Origin of the sequence: Clostridium chauvoei, assembly GCF_002327185.1 — a bacterium.
Classification (GTDB): domain Bacteria; phylum Bacillota; class Clostridia; order Clostridiales; family Clostridiaceae; genus Clostridium; species Clostridium chauvoei.
In genome coordinates, this window is the sequence record NZ_CP018624.1 from 299,817 (window position 1) to 321,424 (window position 21,608).

The 21,608-nt window shown below is 29.0% G+C and carries 10 protein-coding genes, 1 pseudogene and 1 riboswitch; of the genes and pseudogenes, 8 read left to right on the forward strand and 3 right to left on the reverse strand.

Annotated features, from left to right (window positions below):
• Positions 1-12: 12 nt before the first annotated feature.
• The 3 genes from BTM21_RS01465 to BTM21_RS01475 all read right to left on the reverse strand — a co-directional run bounded on the left by BTM21_RS01465 (position 13) and on the right by BTM21_RS01475 (position 1,940).
• Positions 13-645 carry a hypothetical protein gene (locus BTM21_RS01465; protein WP_021876499.1) on the reverse strand — a complete coding sequence of 211 codons (633 nt, stop codon included), beginning with the start codon at positions 643-645 and terminating at the stop codon, positions 13-15.
• A 144-nt stretch (positions 646-789) separates the two neighbouring features.
• Entirely contained in the window at positions 790-1,170 is a 381-nt protein-coding gene (locus tag BTM21_RS01470; RefSeq protein WP_079481606.1) for a DUF4363 family protein, read from the reverse strand.
• A complete protein-coding gene (locus BTM21_RS01475; protein WP_079481605.1) occupies positions 1,167-1,940 on the reverse strand; it encodes a YetF domain-containing protein in 774 nt (257 codons plus the stop codon). Before BTM21_RS01475 ends, BTM21_RS01470 begins: the two co-directional genes overlap by 4 nt.
• 199 nt (positions 1,941-2,139) lie before the next feature.
• Between BTM21_RS01475 and BTM21_RS01480 the strand changes: the two are divergent.
• The 8 genes and pseudogenes from BTM21_RS01480 (at position 2,140) to BTM21_RS01515 (ending at position 21,455) form a co-directional block, all read left to right on the forward strand.
• Positions 2,140-3,794, forward strand: a pseudogene (locus BTM21_RS01480) (nucleoside kinase).
• 111 nt (positions 3,795-3,905) lie between these two features.
• Positions 3,906-4,586, forward strand: coding sequence for an L-serine ammonia-lyase, iron-sulfur-dependent subunit beta (sdaAB, locus tag BTM21_RS01485; RefSeq protein ID WP_021876495.1), 681 nt, complete (start codon positions 3,906-3,908; stop codon positions 4,584-4,586).
• Between the two features lies 1 nt (position 4,587).
• On the forward strand, positions 4,588-5,466 hold the full coding sequence (gene sdaAA / locus BTM21_RS01490) for an L-serine ammonia-lyase, iron-sulfur-dependent, subunit alpha (RefSeq protein WP_021876494.1): 879 nt from the start codon (positions 4,588-4,590) through the stop codon (positions 5,464-5,466).
• Between the two features lie 20 nt (positions 5,467-5,486).
• A riboswitch (TPP riboswitch) is annotated at positions 5,487-5,596 on the forward strand.
• A 78-nt stretch (positions 5,597-5,674) separates the two neighbouring features.
• On the forward strand, positions 5,675-6,175 hold the full coding sequence (thiW, locus tag BTM21_RS01495; RefSeq protein WP_021876493.1) for an energy coupling factor transporter S component ThiW: 501 nt from the start codon (positions 5,675-5,677) through the stop codon (positions 6,173-6,175).
• 92 nt (positions 6,176-6,267) lie between these two features.
• On the forward strand, positions 6,268-7,023 hold the full coding sequence (locus BTM21_RS01500; protein WP_096145312.1) for a hydroxyethylthiazole kinase: 756 nt from the start codon (positions 6,268-6,270) through the stop codon (positions 7,021-7,023).
• Between the two features lie 251 nt (positions 7,024-7,274).
• Positions 7,275-9,038: a DNA helicase RecQ gene (recQ, locus tag BTM21_RS01505; protein ID WP_021876491.1), complete on the forward strand. Its 1,764-nt coding sequence runs from the start codon at positions 7,275-7,277 to the stop codon at positions 9,036-9,038.
• A gap of 302 nt (positions 9,039-9,340) precedes the next feature.
• Complete coding sequence (locus tag BTM21_RS01510; RefSeq protein WP_096145313.1) at positions 9,341-14,545, forward strand: discoidin domain-containing protein; 5,205 nt, start codon at positions 9,341-9,343, stop codon at positions 14,543-14,545.
• Positions 14,546-15,230: 685 nt separating this feature from the next.
• The gene (locus tag BTM21_RS01515; RefSeq protein WP_021876488.1) at positions 15,231-21,455 is read left to right on the forward strand and encodes an Ig-like domain-containing protein; all 6,225 of its coding nucleotides are present in this window, start codon (positions 15,231-15,233) and stop codon (positions 21,453-21,455) included.
• Positions 21,456-21,608: the final 153 nt, after the last annotated feature.

The window sequence follows — 21,608 nt, forward strand, 5'->3', positions numbered from 1 at the left end:
TTATATTAATTATTAAAATAAATGAGCAACTAATTTTCCGTCTTGTTCAAATAATGTAACAGTATAAGAGTTAAATGGAACTGCATAAGCTCCTACTTTAGATATAGCAACTCTCATTTTTAATACTATTCCAGTATTAGTTTTAGAATTTGTACCATCAAAAGTAACTGTATCTAATGATAAAACCATAGGTTCTCCATTTTCCATATGCATTTGACTTCTAAGAGATTCAAGGTCAGATTTTAAGTTGTTTTTATCTTCTTCAGTAATAGGAGTAATTCCATCTTTAGCATTAGTATCAAAAGATACTAAATGATTATAAACCTCATCACTTTGATTAACATATGAAGTTAATAAGTCTTTAGCAAAGTCAACTTCTTTATATTCTCCTTCAACATAAGGTGCATTAATATTATATATATCCGTTGATTTTTCAAAAGAAGTTATATCTTTAGAAGAAGTATAGGTTTTTCCAAAAGCATCAAAGGATGTAACTGGAGGTGGTGTTGTTTCTTCAGGAACCTTTTCCTCAATAGGAGTTTCATTAGTTGAAGGTTCTTTATTAACATTATTGTTATTAGAGTAACTTACAAAAGTTAATAAAATTAAAGATGATAATGTAATAGATAAAGTTCTTTTTAACATTTTAAATTCTCCTCTATAAATAAAGTTATGTAAATATATATTATAGTAACATATTTTGGAAGGTAATTGTTGAAAAAAATTATCTTTATAAAAAAATAGATTTAAATTTTAGAAATAATTTAAATCTATTTTTTATATATTATATTACAGTATATTTTTAAAGTTTGGCTTTTGTAAATCTTTAAGATGTTCTGCACCATATCGTAATAGATGTAATGAAGATAATGATTCAGCTTTATCATTTCCTTTGATATATAAGGATAGTTTTAAAGATTCATTCATTAACATATCATAATCAATATGATTTAAATAAATAGCAGGAATAGCATTTTTTTCTTGAATAATATTTAATAGAGAAACAGCGTCATCATAAGCTGTTACTTTATCATTTTCATCAATAGAGTTTTCGATTTCTTCGCATTTTACCATTATCTCATCACATAAAGAAACGAAATTTGAATCAAGATAGAATATTCCTCCTACTAAAAGGATAAAAAGCATTATAGAAATTATAGTATTTTTCACTGCTTACACCCCTTTTCATAATCTTCATAAAGTTGATATATAAATTTCCCTGTAGTATCTGTCATAGCAAGTAATACCTTATCCATAGAATCAATTTTATGCTTTTTAAGTTCATTTTGAATCCATACTTTATTTTTGCCAGAAGTAGTTAAGGCATTATTATTAACCTCTCCATCTAATACATAAATTACAGGCAATCTAGGTTTAGGATTATTGTTTGAAGATTTAGAGTTTCCACTAGATGTATTAGTTTGATCAGTAGAAGAACCATTAGTATTAGCTTTTTGGGTACCACAATCTGTATCGCTTGAAGAATTACTAGAGGAACTTTGAGATGTTAAAAAGGAAAGTTGACCGTTATTTTCTAATATAGCGTACTCTATTTCATTAAGGTCAAAATATCCTGCAAGTCTTAGCTCTTCCATAAGTTCATCAAGATTAATTTGTTGTTTTTTTAAGGCAGAGAAATTAACTTTACCTCTACAAATTAAAATACTTGGTTCACCCTCTATTATTTTCCTAGCAAGCTGACTTTTTAGCTGTAATTGAGTTAATAGAGTTTTAACAAATAATAAAGTTATTATAGGTATTACACCTAAAATTAAAGGTAATCTGGTATCTTGCATAGGTAATGCGGCTAAATCTGAAATCATTATAGTTATAACAAATTCATAGGGCTGTAATTCTCCAATTTGTCTTTTACCCATAAGTCGCATGACAAATACTACTAATGCATAAAGTATAATTGTTCTTATAAGTACTATAAACATATTGCCAATCACCTCTCAAGATAGTGTGTCACGCAATTTAGAATTTTATTCTAAAGGTATAAAAATCAAATAAATAGTATAAATTGTGGATTTTTAGTATATTAGCTAATTTGGTTACTTTTTCAAAATAGTAGTATAATATACATAAGGACTAATTTTTTTTAATATAATTAAATATATTAAACCTGGAGGTATTTTAATGAAGAATTTTAGCATTTTTTATAAGGATAAGGTTTTAGAAATAGGCGAAGGAACTACTTTTAAAGAATTATTAGAAAATGATTTAAAATTAAACTATCATGATATTGCATTATGTAGATTAAACGGAAATTATTATGAACTATTTAAAGAAGTAAAAGAAGATGGAAATTTAGAAATATTAGAATTTGATAGTGTTATAGGAATGAAAATATATTCAAGAACACTTCAATTTATATTTATAAAAGCAGCACTAGATTTATTTGAAAACTCTAGGATTACAATTGAGCATAGTATTAATAAGGGGTTATTTGGAGAAATTCATAAAGAAGAGGCGTTAACTAAAGAAGATATTTTAAATATAAAAAATAGAATGATTGAAATAATAAAAAAGGATATCCCTATTAAAAAGATTAAAATGAAAAGAGAAGAAGCTATAGATATATTCAAAGGATATGGAATGGAAGATAAGGTTCTATTATTAGATTATGTTAATTTCGATAACGTAAATTTATATGATTTAGATGGTAGATATGATTATTTTTATGGACAAATGGCTTATTCAACAGGAATAATTAAGGCTTTTGATTTAATGTACTATGAACCAGGTTTCATTCTAAGAACACCAGAAGAAACAAATTTAAATGAGCTACCACCATATGAAGAAAATAAAAAATTAGCTCAAATTTTCTTAGAAACTGAAAGATGGCTTGATATTTTAGAGGTAGGAGAAGTTGGTTCTTTAAATCAAAAGGTAGAAAGTAGAGAATTAAGAAATCTTATAATGGTTTCAGAGGCTTTACATGAAAAGAAAATAGCTAATATAGCAGATATGATAAATAATAGAAAAGAAACAAAGGTTGTTCTTATTGCAGGACCTAGTTCATCAGGAAAGACAACATTTGCTAATAGATTAGGAATTCAACTAAGAGTAAATGGATATATTCCAATTCCTATATCGTTAGATGATTATTTTGTAAATAGAGATAAAACTCCAGTTGATGAAAATGGAGAATTAGATTTTGAAAGTATATATTCATTAGATTTAGATTTATTTAATAAAGATTTAAATGATTTATTGCATGGTGAAGAAGTAGAAATTCCATCATACAATTTTAAAAAGGGAGAAAGAGAATGGGTAGGTAATAAATTAAAGTTACCTCAAAATGGAATAATTATTATAGAAGGAATTCATGGATTAAATCCAATATTAACATCAGCTATTGATGATAAAAATAAATTTAAGATTTATATATCAGCATTAACACAATTAAATTTAGATAATCATAACAGAATAGCAACTACTGATATAAGAAGAATAAGAAGAATGGTTAGGGATTATCTATCAAGAGGATATGGAGCAGAAGAAACTTTAAAAATGTGGCCATCTATAAAAAGAGGAGAAGAAAAAATATATTTGTATATCAAGAAGAAGCAGATGTTATGTTTAACTCCACTTTAGTTTATGAGTTATGTGTATTAAAGAAATATGCATTAGCACAACTTGAAAAAATAAAACCAGAAAGTCCAGTTTATTTACAAGCTACTAGATTAAAGGCATTTTTAGGATTTTTCAAAGAAATAGAAAAAGAGTATGTACCAGAAAATAGCATTTTAAGAGAATTTATAGGTGGAAGTATATTCTATAAATATTAATAAATATTAGTTAACGTTTATAGAAAGTTATTGTAATAAATTTAATTTTTACGTAAACTTAATTTAAAAGAGTTATAAAGAGTTAAGTAACTTATGATAAGGAGAAGTGTTATGAAAGATGTAGGTGTATTTGATATAATGGGGCCAATAATGATAGGGCCATCTTCATCTCATACTGCTGGAGCAGCAAGACTTGGAAAAATTGCAAGAGCTGTTTCGGAAGGAGATATAAAGGAAGTAAAGTTTTTATTGCATGGATCTTTTGGAAAAACGTATAAAGGACACGGAACAGATAGAGCTTTAGTTGCTGGTATATTAGGAATGGAGCCATCGGATATTAGATTAAGAGATGCTATTGATATTGCAGAGGCACAAGGTATAAAGGTAAGTTTTGAGGAATTTGATTTAGGAGACGCACACCCTAATACTGTTAAAATATTAATTACAGGAAAGACAGGTAATAACTATGAAGTAATAGGTTCCTCAATAGGGGGAGGAAGTATTCAAGTTTCTGAAGTTAATGGTAATAATGTTGAATTTACAGGTGCATATCCAACATTAATTATTTCACATATGGATATACCTGGAGCAGTCTCAAAGGTTACAGCAATTCTTTATAAAGATGATATAAATATAGCTTTTATGAAGGTATTTAGAAGTCAAAAAGGAAAAGAAGCTACCATGGTTTTTGAGGTTGATCATTCAATGCCAAAAGAAATGATAGAAGAAATAAAGCAAATAGATTCAATAAAGAAGGTAATAATGATTAATCCAGCAAAGGATGGTGAATAGAATGTTAGCAAGATCAGGAGAAGAGCTATTAAAGATTTGTAATGATGAAAAAATAAGTTTAAGTGAATATGCTATAAGATTTGAAATGGAAAACAAAGAAATTTCAAGAGAAGAAGCTTATGCTAAGATGTATAAAAATCTTGAAGTAATGAAAGCTGGAGCGTTAGAAGGTAGAGAAAAAGCTGTTTATTCTGTAAGTGGTCTTATAGGTGGAGATGGGTATAAACTACAAAAATATTTAGATAGTGGTAAATCTTTAACTGGAGATACTATGATAATGGCAATGGCTATGGCATTATCATCTTCAGAAGTAAATGCATCTATGGGGAGAATAGTTGCTTGTCCTACAGCGGGATCTTGTGGAATAGTTCCAGCTGTAATTTTAACAGCAGGAGAGAGATTATCTAAGACAGATGAAGAGCTTGTAGAAGCATTATTCTCAGCTTCAGCTGTGGGCATGATAATAGGAATGAATGCAACATTAGCAGGTGCAGAAGGTGGGTGCCAAGCAGAATGTGGTTCAGCAGCAGCAATGGCATCAGCCGCAGTTGTAGAGATGATGGGTGGAACGCCTAAAATGGCATTAGATGCTGGAGCTATAGTACTAAAAAATATTTTAGGACTAGTTTGCGATCCAGTTGCAGGATTAGTAGAAATACCATGTGCTAAAAGAAATGCATCAGGAGCAATTAGTGCTTTATGTACGGCAGATTTAGTTATGGCAGGAGTTGAATCAAAAATACCGTTTGATGATACAGTATCAGCAATGTATAAGGTTGGTAAGAGTTTACCAGCAGCTTTAAGAGAAACAGCTTTAGGTGGAGTTGCTGTTACAAAAGCTGGTCTTGAGCTTAAAAAGAAAGTATTTGGAGATAAGTAAAGTATTTAAAAATTAAATTTATTTAGAGCTAGGGGAGCTAATATTTTTAGCTGAGAATGAAGATTAAATCTTCTAGACCCTCGAACCTGATATGGCTAGCACCATCGTAGGAAAGCACAAATAATACTAAATTATTATGTTTAATTAAGGTGTAGCTATAGCTACACCTTTTTTTATTTATTTTATATATAACATTGGAGGAGACAAAATGAACAAAGAGAAAAATTTAACAAAAAGACTAGCATTAAGTGGCATATTCATTGCAATAGCCACAGTATTGGGAACATTTTCAATACCTTTTTTTGGAGCTAAAATATCACCAATTCAACATTTTATCAATGTTTTAGCATCAGTTACTTTAGGTCCACTTTATGGGGGAGGATGTGCTTTTATAACATCATTATTAAGAAATATTTTGGGGACAGGTAGTTTACTTGCTTTTCCAGGAAGTATGATAGGAGCATTTTTAGCAGGATTTATATATAATAAAGTAAACAAAGTAGAAGGGGCATTGATAGGTGAAGTTATAGGAACTGGAATATTAGGTGCAATAGTAGCATTTCCGATAGCATCTATGATACTAGGAAAGGAAGTAGCATTATTTTTTTATGTAACTCCATTTTCTTTAAGTTCTATATTTGGAGGATTGATTGCTTATATACTTATTAAAGTTCCAGCAATTAAAAAAATTTTATTAGAAAAGAAATAATACAATTTATATAAATTTTTAACATAAACAGCTAAATTAGAATAGTATAAAATAAACTTAATATTTATTCCTATTTGAGAGAGGAAACAAATATGCAAATTAGTATAGAGGCTTTAACCGATATTCTAGACGTTCAAAGGGATAACCAACCTCTTATACATTGTATTTCTAATTTGGTTACTATAAATGACCTAGCACAAAGTATTTTATGTTACAACGGTAAGCCTATAATAGCTCATGGAATAGAAGAAGTTAATGAAGTAGCTTGTAATGCTAAAGGGTTATTGTTAAATCTAGGAACATTAGATAGCAATAGGGTAGAAGCAATGGAAAAATCACTCAAGGCAACAAGAAAAAAGAATATTCCAGTGTTATTAGATATAGAAGGAATAGATATGTCTTTTTTTAGGAGGCAAACAACTTTAAGTTTTTTAACACGATACAATATAGATATATTAAAGGGAAAACTCTCTGAATTTAAGAGGTTAGTTAAAACAGATAACGTAAGTAATACTGATTCTAAAGATATTACAATGATAGGGAATCATAAAATAAGATCAGAAATTAAAGAGATAGCAAGGAAGTTTAGGAATATACTAGTAGTAATAGACGAAGAATGTTATGTAACAGATGGATTTAGTGAATTTTTTATAATGAATGGAGATAAAAAATTTAGAAATATACTTGGTATAGATAGTATATTTAATGGAGCAATTGCTACTGGAATGGCATTAGCAAATACAAAGGCAGAGATGATTAGATATATTCTAATATCTATTACAATAATAGGTGTCTGTGAAGAATTAGTAATACAAAAGAAAAAGAAAGCGATGGATTATTTACTTTAAAACAACATCTACTAGATGAAATATACAATATAAAAAAAGAAGATTTAAATAAAATGGGAAATATAATATATGAGTTTAAAAGATAAAGAATCTAGTTAGTTTTTAGCCAAAATAAGTGATATTAAGATTTTGTATCACTTATTTTTTTATTTCTCGCAAAGGAATTTTTACTATGTTATAATTTACTAAAAATAGGATAAGAATTTAAAAAGAAATACTTACTACATAAGAGGTAAAAGGAGAGACGGTAGATGAGTACTCCAATAGAGATATTAAAAAAATACTTTGGATATACTTCATTTAGAGAGGGTCAATTTGAGATAATATCTAATATTTTAAGAAGAAGAGACATTTTTTGTATTATGCCAACTGGTGGTGGAAAGTCACTATGTTATCAAATTCCAACTATGATTCAAGATGGATTAACAATAGTTATATCACCTCTTATTTCTTTAATGAAAGATCAAGTAGATAATGTAAATGATATAGGGATAGAAGCAGAATATATAAACAGTACACAATCTATGGAAGAAATTAAGAATATACTTAGAAGATGTTATAGTGGAAAAGTTAAACTTTTATACATTGCACCAGAAAGATTAGAGAATGAATTTTTCAATAGAATGTTAAGAAAGTTAAATATAAGCCAAATAGCTATAGATGAAGCACATTGTGTTTCTATGTGGGGGCATGATTTTAGAAAAAGTTACAGAAGCATAGCTCCATTTATAAACAGTTTAAATAAAAGACCAATAGTTACAGCTTTTACTGCAACAGCTACAGAAGAGGTAAGAAAAGATGTTATAAAACTTCTACAACTTGAAAATTATTATATGCATTTAGGAAGCTTTGATAGAGAAAACTTAGCTATATCAATATATAAAGAAGAAGATAAAGCAGAATTTGTTAAGGACTTTATTAAAGAAAGAGAAGAACAATCAGGAATTATTTATTGTGCCACAAGAAAAGAAGTAGATGCATTATATTATTACTTAAAAGAAAGAAATATTAACATAGCTAAATATCATGGTGGGTTAAAGGATCAAGAAAAAGAATATTATCAAGAAGAATTTTTAAAGGATAATATTCCTATAATGATTGCAACTAATGCTTTTGGAATGGGAATAGATAAATCTAATGTTAGGTATATAATTCATTTTACCCTATGCAAAAATATAGAAAATTATTATCAGGAAATTGGCAGGGGTGGGAGAGATGGAGAGAAAACAGAGTGCATCTTATTATATAATAGGGCTGACATTAGAACCTTAGAATATTTAATATATACAACAGCAGGGAATGATAGAAAAGAAATAGAAATAAGAAAGCTTCAAAAAATGATAGATTTTTGTGAAACTCATGATTGTTATAGAATGTTTATATTAAATTACTTTGGAGAAATAAATGGTGTAAATTATTGTAGTAATTGTAGAAATTGCTTAAATAATGATGATTTAAGAGATTTTACAATAGAAGCTCAAATGATATTATCCTGTGTATATAGAACTAGAGAGCAATATGGAATATCTGTACTTATAGATATATTAAGAGGGTTTAAAGGGCCCAAAATAATACAATATAAATTAGATAAATTAACTACATATGGAATAATGAAAGAGTATAATAGTAGATTTATTAGAAATTTAATAAAGACATTAATAGACTTAGGGTATGTAAACTTAAAGGAAGGAACATATTCTATGTTAAAGCTAAATAATAAATCTATAAGAGTTTTAAAATCAAAGGAAAAAGTTATTTGTAAATTGATTGATGAAAGTGAAGAAAAAGTTATAGATAAAGAATTATTTAATAAATTAAGGCTTTGGAGAAAAGAAAGATCTATTAAAGAAAATATAAAACCATATATAATTTTCTCAGATTCAACTCTTATTGATTTAGCTAATAATAAACCTAAAAATAAAGAAGAGTTGTTAAATATAAGAGGTATGGGAGAAAAGAAGTTTGAAAAATATGGAGAAGAGGTTCTTAATTTAATTAGTGGTATTTTAACTTGATAGAATAAGTAAAACTGAAGGCTAATAACCTTCAGTTTTTTTATATAAAAAACTAAAGAAAAACAGTTTAATCAATAAATGTAAAAGTTGACATAATAAGGTAAAAGGTGTCATAATATAATTAATATGGTGTTTATATAATAAGAAAGGTAGTTTTTTAAATTTGAATATTTCATAGACTTAAGAAAAATTGCATTTTAGAAGATTTAATTTTAAATTTAAAAGTTGTAATTTAGTTTTGTATGCTAAATTATTTAAAAATTTAGTGTTCAAATATATTTAAAAAGGGGAGGATTAAATTAATGCAGAGTCTAAGAAAAAGAAAGGCACTTAAAAGAACTTTACCTTTATTTCTTGTATTTGCTATGATATTTGGAAATATTTCAACTTATGCAAATGTTAGTATTATAGCAGAACGGGAAAACTTAGCACTAAACAAAGATGCATTTGCATCAAGTGAGGAAACTGCTACATTTACAGCAAGTAAAGTAACAGATGGTCAAATAGACAGAGATGGAGAGCATGTATCTAGATGGGCATGTGAAAGACATGAACAAAACCCATGGGTTGCAATAGACTTCGGATCAAAGACTAAGTTTAATGAAGTTGTAATTGAATGGGAAAGAAAAAACATTAACTCTTATAAGATAGAAACGTCAGATGATAACGAAACATGGACAACTATATATACAGGAAGTAATGTTACTGCATATAGAGATGTAATAGAGGTTGGAGAACAGGATGCAAGATATGTAAGAGTTCTAGTATCAAGTTATTCTCCAGCAGAAGAAGGTTCAGATATTCGTTGGGAAACAATTTCTATATATGAAATAGAAGTTTATAGAAACGTAGATGTTGTACAACCTGAAGAAGGAATAAACATAGCTTTAAATAAGGCAACTACAGCATCAACTGTTGAAACAAATAATTTCACTGCAAATAAAGCTACTGATGGAGTTATAGATAGAACAGGTGCTAAAACTTCAAGATGGGCAAGTGCTGTAGCATCAGATGATCAATGGCTTAAAGTTGATTTAGGTGAAAATACTCAATTTGAAAGTATAGTAATTGAGTGGGAAAGAAAAAATGCAACTAAATATAGAGTACAAGTATCAGAAGATGGTAGTAATTGGGCAGATATTTATACTGCAACTTCAGCACCAACTAACCATAGAGATGCTATTGATTTAGGCGAAAAAGTAAGTGGCAGATATGTAAGACTTTATATTGATGAGCATGTTTCTAATTCAGAAGGTGTTAATTGGAATAATATTTCTGTATATGAATTAGAAATATATAATGGTACTCTTCCAGAGCCGCCAAAAACTGCAGATGAAGTAGCTAGAAATTTAACAGTTAATGAGTTGACTTCAGAAGATACAAAACTTACAATGCCAACTGTTCCAGATGGATTTAGTATAGAGTTTATTGGAGCAGATTATGAGGAAGTTATTGATTATGATATGAACATTCATAAACCACTTGTAAATACAAAGGTAGTTGTAAATTTTGAAGTTACAAAAGGAAATGAAAAAGCAACTTCACCAGCTATTGAAGTAATAGTACCAGGAGCTAATGAAGTAACTGGAAATGCTAAACCAATAGTAGTGCCTGAACTTAGAGAGTGGGCTGGAAGAACTGGAAACTTTGAAATAACAAATAATTCAAAGATAGTAATAAATCCTGCTTCAGAAGCAGCAGTAAGAAATGCTGTAGAAGTTTTTGCACAGGATTATAAAGATATAGTTGGAAAAGAAATTGCCATAGTTGTATCAAATGAACCGAATAGCGGAGACTTTTATTTTTCATTAAGTTCAAATTATCCAGAGCTTAGAAAAGAAGGATATTATATGGATATTTCTAATGCAGTTAGTGTTGAGGCTAATGAAGAATCAGGAATATTCTTAGCAACAAGAACTATACTTCAAATTCTTAAACAAAATGAAAGTTATATACCAAAGGGATTAGTTAGAGATTATCCACAATATGATGTAAGAGGATTTATGTTAGATGTGGGAAGAAAGTTTGTTTCTTTAGATTATTTATATGAAATAATGAAGACTATGTCATGGTATAAATTAAATGATTTTCAAGTTCATTTAAATGATAATTATATCTGGCTAAGAGATGATTATGGTAGTGAAGCTTTAGAAAATGCGTATGCTGCCTTTAGACTTGAGTCAAATGATGTTGGAGAAAATGGTGTTAAATTAACAGCTCAAGATGGACACTATACTAAAGAAGAGTTTGGTAATTTTATAGATGATTCCAAACTGTATGGAGTAAATATAGTGCCAGAATTTGATACACCTGGACATGCATTAGCATTTACAAAAGCACATCCAAGCTATGCATATGAAGATGGAAATGGCGAAAATGCGGCAATGTTAGATGTTACAAATCCAGAGGTTGTTCAATATATAAAAAGCATATTCAATGAATATATGGATGGAGAAAATCCTGTATTTAGAGATTCTACAATTCATATAGGAACAGATGAATTTTATGGAAATTCAGAACAATACAGAAAATATGCTGATGAAATGTTAAAGTTTATAAGAGATGACAAAGGTGCAACACCAAGATTATGGGGAAGTTTAACTAATAAAAGTGGTTCAACTCCAGTAACAGTAGATGGTATTGAAATGAATATATGGAGCCTTGGATGGGCAAATCCTAAGGCTATGTATGATGCAGGATATAAGCTAATAAATACTGAAGATACTAATCTTTATATAGTACCAGGAGCTAATTATTATAGAAATTATTTAGATACTCAATGGTTATATAACAATTGGGAAGTAAATAAATTTAGCAATGGAACTGTTTTACCAGAAGGATCTCCAAAGATGATTGGTGGAATGTTTGCTTTATGGAATGATTTAATAGATAAAAGAGCAAATGGAATAGTACAATATGATCTTTTTGATAGAATATTCCAAGCAATGCAAGTATTATCAGAAAAAATGTGGGGAGAAGCTGATGATAAAAACTTTGATGAATTTAAACAAGCAGCTAACAAAGTTGGACTTGCTCCAAATACTAACCCCAAATATGAAGTAGAATCAGCAACTGAAAAGGTAGTGGAATATGATTTTGAAAATGCAACAGGAAATATTGCAGAAGATAAATCAGGAAATAACTATAATACAGTTACTGCAACTAATTCGGAAATTAAGAAGGGTTCAGTTAATTTAAAGGGGGAAAATAGTTATATTGAAACTCCACTTAATAATATTGGACCAAATTATTCAGTTTCTTTTAGTGTAAATAGATCAGCTGAAAGTAGTGAGGAAGAGCAAATTCTTTTCGAATCTAATGAAGGATCATTTAAAGCCGTTCAAAAAGAAACTGGAAAAGTAGGTTTTTCAAGAGAAGCTTATGATTATTCATTTAACTATACTCTTCCTAAAGGAGAATCGATCGATATAACTATAGTTGGGAAAATAAATAAAACTGAGTTATATGTAAATGGTGAATATGTAGATGAAATAAGTCAATCAAGTACAACAAATAAATTTGGAACCTTTGTATTTCCATTAGAAAAAATAGGTAGTGAAAGTAAAGCATTTAAGGGATTAATTGATAATTTATTAGTAACTAATAAAGCAGCTATGGAAGATCCAAATAAGATTCCACAAGTAGAGATGACAGCAACTGCAACTAGTGAACACCCAAATGTAGGTAATGAAGGTTTAGCAACATTTGCTATTGATGGAAATGAATCAACAATTTGGCATACTAATTATAATTCTTCAAATCCATTGCCACAAAGTATAACTTTAAGTTTAGGTGGAACTTACAATGTTGATAGATTAACTTATCTACCAAGACAAGCTGGGGGAGTAAATGGAACTATTACAGGATATGAATTACATGTAAGTACAGATGGTTCAACTTTCGAAAAAGTCAAAGAAGGGACTTTAGAAAATAACTCTAAAGTTAAAACAATAAAGCTTGATGAACCAACAGAAGCAAGTCATGTGAAATTAGTTGCAACAGCAGGAGTTGGAGGTTTTGCATCAGCATCAGAATTAAATGTTTTTAAAACTAAAGAAGCAGTTGATCCATCACCAGAACCAACAGAAGTAGGCTTTAAGGTTACAGCTAACGATAGAGTACAGGTTGAAGAAAACCTTGAAATTAAAGTTGGAGTAAATAACATAGCTTCTAACATGTATGCTATGGAATTTAATGTAGATTATGATAAAACTAAATTTGAATTTATTGAAGGAACTTCAATAGATGATTCAAAATATATAGTTAAAATAGCAGAGAAAGATGGAAAGTTAAAAGTATTAATTGCAACAAAGGGAGTAGAGATAGAAAATAGTAAAGATGTGGTAAACTTAGTATTTAAGGCAAAGGCTACAGGAGAAAATATTACATTTAATATTATTGATGGAAAGCTTGGAGATGGGGAAGGAAATGAGCATGCAGTTGATAACTCAACAGTAACGACAACAGTAATTTCAGGTGAAGTAGATCCTAATCCAAGTGTTGATAAAAAAGCATTGGAAATAGCTATAAGCTATGCAGAAGAAGTAGTAGCTAATGGAGGTCTTGTAGGAGTAGTTCCAGCAGTAGTTAACGAGTTTAATACTTCATTAATAGAAGCAAGAATAGTATATGCAAATTCAAACGCAACAGTTAGCGAAGTGGAAAAAACCTTTGATAGACTAATGAAGGCAATTCATATGCTAGAATTTAAACAAGGAGATAAGGCAGAGCTACAAAAACTAGTTAATATTATAGAAGCTTTAGATAAGACTCTTTATACAAAGGAAACATGGACTAATTTAGAAAAAGTTTTAGAAGAAGCCAAAACTGTATTAGCAGATGAAAATGCTATGGTAGATGAAGTAAATAAAACTTTTGATAAGTTAATGGATACGTATAGTAAATTAGAAAAGGCTGTAGATAAGACAGAACTTGAAAAGATGGTAAATAAAGTTGAAGAGATAGATAAGAATTTATATATACCGTCAACATTAAAATATTTAGAAAAAGCACTTGAAAAGGCTAAGGAAGTATTAGCAAAGGAAAATGCTACACAAGATGAAGTAGATAAAGCCTTTGAATACTTAGTTAAAGCTTATGCTAAGATAAGATTAAAGCCAAATAAAGATATGCTTAATGGGTTAATAGAAGAAATTAAGAGTATAGATTTATCAAAATATACTACTTCTAGTGTTTCAAAGCTTAATAAAGAGCTAAGTAAAGCTATGAATGTATTAAATAGTGAAGAAGCGACTCAAAAAGATGTTGATAAGGCCTTTAATAATCTTAAAAAGGCTAAAGATGATTTAGTAGCTAAAGCAGATAATGTAAATCCAACAAACCCAACAAATCCATCATATCCAACAAAACCAGGAAATGGAGGTAAAACTCCAAGTGGTGGAAAACTACCAAATACAGGTGGAGCTATGGGGTCATTAGGATTATTAGGAATAGGTGGAGCTTTAGCAGTAGCAGGATTAACAATAATTAAAAAAAGAAAAAATTAGGTAAGTAAAAGGAGAATGTTATGTAAAAGACATTCTTCTTTTTATTAAATAAAATAGTATAAAATGTAAATCTTGACATAATAATGTTTATAATGTCATAATATAATTATAGTCAAATAGAAGTAAATATTATTTAAGAACAACTTCAATTAAATTAATAAATTTTAGTAAATGAGAAAGGTAATTATCAAATTTATAGTAACACTTATATATTTCAAATTAGTTTGAAATACTTATTTAACCTTAAATAAGTATTCATATAAATTAGACAAATAGGGTGATATATTGATCCATAGGTGAGAAGGGGGGACGTAAAGAAAATCAATATAAAAACCAGCTATTACAACTTTATTGTGATGAATTTAATTAAGAAACTTGGCTGAAAAATTTATAACTTACAGAAGAACTAATTTGAGAAAATATTATAAAAAGTATTTTCCAATGGATGAAATCATACAAAATAACCTAATAAACAAAAGAATGAAGATATACTTAGAAAATCTAAAGAAAAACTAAAAGCCTAAGTAGCATTTATGCAAAAATGTAAAGGGTTTAAGTAAAGTAACAATGCTGAAATAATGAAAGAATTAAATTAATATATTCTTTCAAAATTACTAATAAGATTATTAGTAACTATCAAATAAAAATTATTAAACTGAAAATAATAAGGTTAGGAGATAGGCACATGAAGTATAAAAAAATAATAGCTACAATTTTATCAACATTGTTAATAACTACATCTTCAGGTATAACTACATTTGCAGAAATCATTGGAAGAGAGGGTAATGGAATAGTTAACAATATAAACAAAGAATCTCAAAGAAAAATATTATTTAATGATGGATGGACATTTAATTTAGGTGATGTTCCAGCTGCTAAAGAAAAGGATTTTGATGACAGTAGTTGGAGAAGCTTAAATTTACCTCATGATTGGAGTATAGAATTAGATTTTAATAAGAATTCTCCAGCAACACATGAAGGAGGATTTTTAGATGGTGGTATCGGATGGTATAGAAAAAGCTTTGTACTTCCACCTTCAATGAAAGGAAAAGAGTTAACAATTGATTTTGAGGGAGTTTACATGGATAGCTATGTTTATGTAAATGGAACTCAAGTGGGAAATCATCCATATGGATATACTCCATTTTCATTTAATATAACAGATAATTTAGTATGTGATGGAGTTACTGAAAATGTTATAGCTGTAAAAGTTAATAATAGACAGCCAAGTAGTAGATGGTATTCAGGAAGCGGTATATATAGAGATGTAAATTTAACTGTTACTAATAAAATTCATGTAGAAAAGAACGGAACATTTGTTACAACACCAGATCTACAAAACAATTATTCAAAAGGAAAAGCAAAAGTTAACATAAAAACTGATATTGTAAATAAGGAAAGTGAAAATAAAGAAGTAAAAGTTAAATCAGTTATATTAGATAGAGACGGAAATAATATTGGCGAAAATATAACTACAGAACTAGTAGAAACAGGCTCAACAAAGAAATTTAATGCAGACGTAGAAATTAGAAATCCTATACTTTGGTCAACTGAAAATCCTTATATGTACAAAGTAGTAACTACAGTAATGGATGGAGAAAATATTGTTGATGAATATGAAACTGATTTCGGTGTAAGATGGTTTGAATTCACAAATGATAATGGATTCTATTTAAATGGTAAGCAAATGAAACTTGAAGGTGTATGTATGCATCATGACCAAGGAGCTTTAGGAGCTGTAGATAATAGAGCATCCATAAGTAGACAAGTTAAAAAGTTAAAAGAAATGGGAGTAAACTCAATAAGAGTTACTCACAATCCAGCTTCTCAACATTTAATAGATATATGTAATGAAGAAGGAATACTTCTTATAGAAGAAGCATTTGATACTTGGTACGATGGAAAGAAAACTTATGATTATGGAAGATTCTTTGAACAAAAATCAATTCATGGAGATATGACTTGGGCAGAATTTGATATAAAACAAATGGTCAATAGAGGTAAAAATGCTCCAAGTATAATAATGTGGTCCTTAGGAAATGAAATATGGGAAACTAATCAAACTAAAGCTGTTCAAACAGCACAAAATTTACATGATTGGGTTAAAGAAGTTGATCCAACAAGACCTACAACAATGGGAGAAGATAAATTTAGAATGGGTACAGGACAAGGAGCACATGAGAATGTAGCTAATATTATCGATGTTGTAGGATTCAATTATGCTGAAGACAACTACGATAGTCTTCGTTCTAAACATCAAAATTGGAATATATATGGATCAGAAAATTCATCTGCAGTAAGAAGTAGAGGAGTTTACTCACATCCAGAACAAACTTTATCAATGCATACACATGCAGATAAGCAACAATCATCTTATGATAATGATCATGTTGGTTGGGGAAAAACAGCTGAAGAAGCATGGAAGAGAGACAGAGATAGAGGGTATGTGGCTGGAGAATATATATGGACAGGTTTTGATTATATAGGAGAACCAACTCCATATTATAATGCTTTCCCAGCAAAATCATCATACTTTGGGGCTATAGATACAGCTGGTTTTGAAAAGGATGTATTCTATTTCTATCAAAGTCAATGGTCAGATAAGCCAATGGTTCACTTATTACCACATTGGAATTGGGAAGACGATAATAGTATAAAAGTAGACGGAGATAAAATATTAGTTTACGCATATACAAATGCTAATAAAGTTGATTTATATTATAACTCAGATGTAAATAGTGAAGAATTAGGCGAATTAGTAGGAACTGATAAATATGAAGTAACTAATGCAGGATATAATGGAACTTATAAAGAAACAAATGATGGTAAGCTTCATTTAGAATTTAGAGTTCAATATAGACCAGGTAAATTAACAGCTGTAGCTAAAGATTCAAAAGGAAAAGAAATTGCAAGAGATGTAGTTAAGACAGCAAAAGAAGCTAAGAAAGTTAATTTAACTGCAGATAGACAAGTTGTAGAAGCTGATGGATATGATCTTTCCTTTATAACTGTAGATATAGTTGATGAAAATGGAAATATAGTACCTAATGCAGATAATCTAGTTAACTTTGAAATTTCAGGCAACGGAAAAATAGTTGGTGTTGATAATGGAAATGCAGCTAGTGTAGAAAGATTTAAAGATAATAAAAGACAAGCTTTTAATGGAAAAGCTTTAGTTATAGTTCAATCTACTGATAATGCAGGTTCATTTACGTTAACTGCAACAAGTGAAGGACTTTCAGCAGATAATATAACTCTTTATTCAGTTGAAAAAGATGATATGAATAAAACAGAAATATTAGGATATGATGTTAGTGATATTATTGTACCAGTTAATGGAGAATTAAATCTTCCAGAGAAAGTTACAGCATTATATAGCAACGGAAGTAGTGGAGAGGTAAAAGTTACTTGGGAGGAAGTTTCAAGTGATAAGTTATCTAAAGCAGGTATATTTAAAGTTACTGGGACTACTAAAGATAGTGAAAAGCCAGTAGTAGTTAATGTAATTATTAAAGATATTATAGGTGTATTAGATTCAAGAATCTTAACACCAGTTGGAGAAATACCAACACTTCCAACAGAGGTATCAACTGTTTATAATGATGGTGGTATCGAAAAGAATAAAGTAACATGGGAAAGAGAATTAGTACAAGCTGATGTAGATGCACCTAAAACTATTGAAATTTTAGGAACATTAGAAGGTATTGATGGCCTTAAAGCAAAAATGATAATAGTAGTTTCTGATAACTATGAACTTAAAAATATAGGATTAAATGAAGGTAGTATTTACCCAAAAGCAAGTACATCATATCAAGGTCCTGATAGTGTAAATGCTATAAATGATGGAGTAATTTCTAAAGGTAATTCTCCTAAGAATAGATGGACAAACTGGGGAAAACCAGGTGGAAATTATGATGATTATGTAACAATAGAATTTGATAAAGAACATTCAATTAATAAAGTAGGATTATCCTTATATAGAGATGGTGGAGTAGAAATTCCAAGTGAAATCATAATAGAATATTTTGATGGATCAAATTGGATTCCAGTATCAAACCAAAGTAAGAAAAATGGATTCTCAGCTGATGGAACAGAAGAAATAAGCTTTGATTCAATAACAACAAATAAAATAAGAGCTTTATTAAAAGAAGATACAAATGCAAATAAAGCTATTGGACTTACTGAATTTGAAGTTTATTCAAATGTTATAACTATGGAAGGAACTGCATTATTACAAGATATAAAAGTTAATGATGTATCTATAGAAAACTTTAATGAAAATAATGCTGAGTATATAGTAGATCTTCCATATGGACAAGAAATTCCTGTTGTTTCAGCAGTAGCTAAGGATAATGCAAGTATATTTGTAATACCATCACTTACTACAAATGGAACAGCAAAAATTCTAGTAACAGCAGCGGATGGAATAACAAAGAAAACTTATTTAGTTAAATTTAGAGAAAGTGCACCAACTTTAGAAAGTGCAAGTATTTCTTTAGATAAGGAAAATGTAGTAGAAGATGATATAGTTAATGTTTTAATTGATGCTAGATTACAAGATGGAAATAAAATTGATAGAAATAATTTAGATATTAAATATAATATATCATCAGAAAATGGAGCAGAAGCTAAAATAGTTGACAATAAGCTTTATGCATATACAGCTGGAGATATAAGTTTATCTGCAGAAGTAACTTATAAAGGAGTTACAAAAACAACAAATACTATTAATATAAATATTGCAACAAATACTACAGCTAAGAAGATAATTTCTTATGAAAAGGTAACAGTTGAAACAGAAAAGGGAATAAAACCAGTATTGCCTGAAAAGGTAAAAGCAACTTATGATACTGGATTACCAAGAGATGTTAAAGTTACTTGGAATGAAGTTAAAGAAGAAGATTATAACAAGTATGGAGTATTTGAAGTAGAAGGTACTGTTGAGGGACAAGAATTAAAACCAACTGTAAAAGTATTAGTAAAAGGAATATCAGCAGTAAACAATGTTTCTATGGCAACTAATATAGGAGTAGAACCTAAGCTTCCAGAAACTGTTAAAGCATATTATACAGATGGTACAAGTGTAGATATGCCAGTAGTTTGGGAATCATACAATAAAGAGTTATTACAAACAGAAGGAACATTCGTTATAAATGGAACTTTAGAAGGTTTAGATATTGTAGCTAAAGCAAATGTTAGAGTTACATCAAACTTTATAAAAGGAGACAATATAGCTAGAGGAAGAAATGGTTATGATTTACCAATGGCTATAGCATCATATACTAATGATAGAACAGTTGATCCAGCATCACAAGATAGCATTTTAAAGGTTAATGATGACATAATTGAACATGATCCAAGTAGAGCTAATAATAGATGGTCAAATTGGAAGAGATCAGATAAACATGAAAGCGATTGGGTTGGAATTATATTTGGATCTGGAGTTGTTGAAGAAAAATATATAAATAATTTAGAAGTTGATTATTTTGAAGATGGGGGCTCAAAGGTTCCTCAAAGTGTAACAGTTCAATATTATATTGGAGAAGAGTTACCATTACCATCAAATCAAGGTCAAATTGGAAGTGATTCTAATTCGCCTTTAAATGATGATAATAATTGGAGAGATGTAGCTAATTTAAGTGTTAATCCAGAAGAAACATCAGGATCAGCAACAAATTTATATACTTTTGATATGGTTAAAACAAAGGCTTTAAGAGTAAAAATGAATGCTAAACCAAACATGGCATTAGCAATAACTGAAATTAAAGCATTTGAACAAAAAGTAGTTCCAAATTCAGATTTTGTTGTAAATATGATTAAGGTAAATAACAAAGACTTAGAAGGATTTAGTGAAGATAGATATAATTACACAATAAAAATAAATAAAAATGACAATTTACCAGAAATAGCTGTAGATACAACTAATAATGCATCAGTTTCAACAGTATATACTACAAATGATTATGAAAAAATTGATGTAATTATTAAGTCAGAAGATGGTTTAAAAGAAAAGAAATACTCAATAACAATAGAGAGAGAAGAGAGTAAAGAAGAAGTAAGTAAAACTGCTTTAAAGATAGCTATAGATTATGCAGAAGATATTAAGTTAAATGGTGGTCTTGAAGGGGTAGTTCCAGTAGTAGTTAAGGAATTTGATGACGGTTTAAATTTAGCTAAGGAAGTTTATGCAAATGAGAATGCAACTATAGAAGAAGTAGATGCAGCCTTTAAGAAATTAATGAATGCAATTCATATGCTTGAATTTAAGCAAGGAAATAAAGATGAACTTCAAAGAATGGTAGATATAATAATTGCTTTAGAGAAAGATAAATTTATAGAAACAACTTGGGTTAAATTAGAAGCAGAGCTTGAAAAGGCAAATAAATTATTAGAAGATGAAAATGCTATGCAAGCAGAAATTGATAAAACTTTTGACTCATTAGTAAGAGCTTCTCTTGAATTAAGATTAAAGCCTAATAAAGCTTTATTAGAAGAGTTAATAAATAAAGCTAATAATATGGATTTATCAAAATACACAGAAGAAAGTGTAGGAAAGCTTAAACTTGAGTTAAATGAGGCGGGTAAAGTTTTAAATGATAAAGATGCAACTCAAGAAGTTGTAGATAAGACTGTTGAGAATTTACAATTAGCATTAGAAAATTTAGAAGAAAAGTCAGAACCAAATAAGCCAGAAGAAAAACCAGAAAACAAACCAGAAAACAAACCAGAAATTAAACCAGAAAATAAGCCGAATAACGGAAACAATAATTCAAATAGCAATGGAACTTCAAATGGTTCAAGTGCAGGTGGAAAGCTACCTAATACAGGAGGAGCTCAATTGGGTGTATTTGGATTAGTATCAGTTTTAGCTGGTTTAGGAATTTACAAAAAGAGAAAAGATAATAAATAAAATATAAAAAGGGCTGTTTAATAAAGTAACTAGTCCCTTAAACAGGAGAAGGTGGATTCAATAGAATCCACCTTCTTTGCATAAATAAATTATTAAATTTAAATATACTTTTAAAAGTAATTATTAATTTGTCATATATAACTGGTATTAATG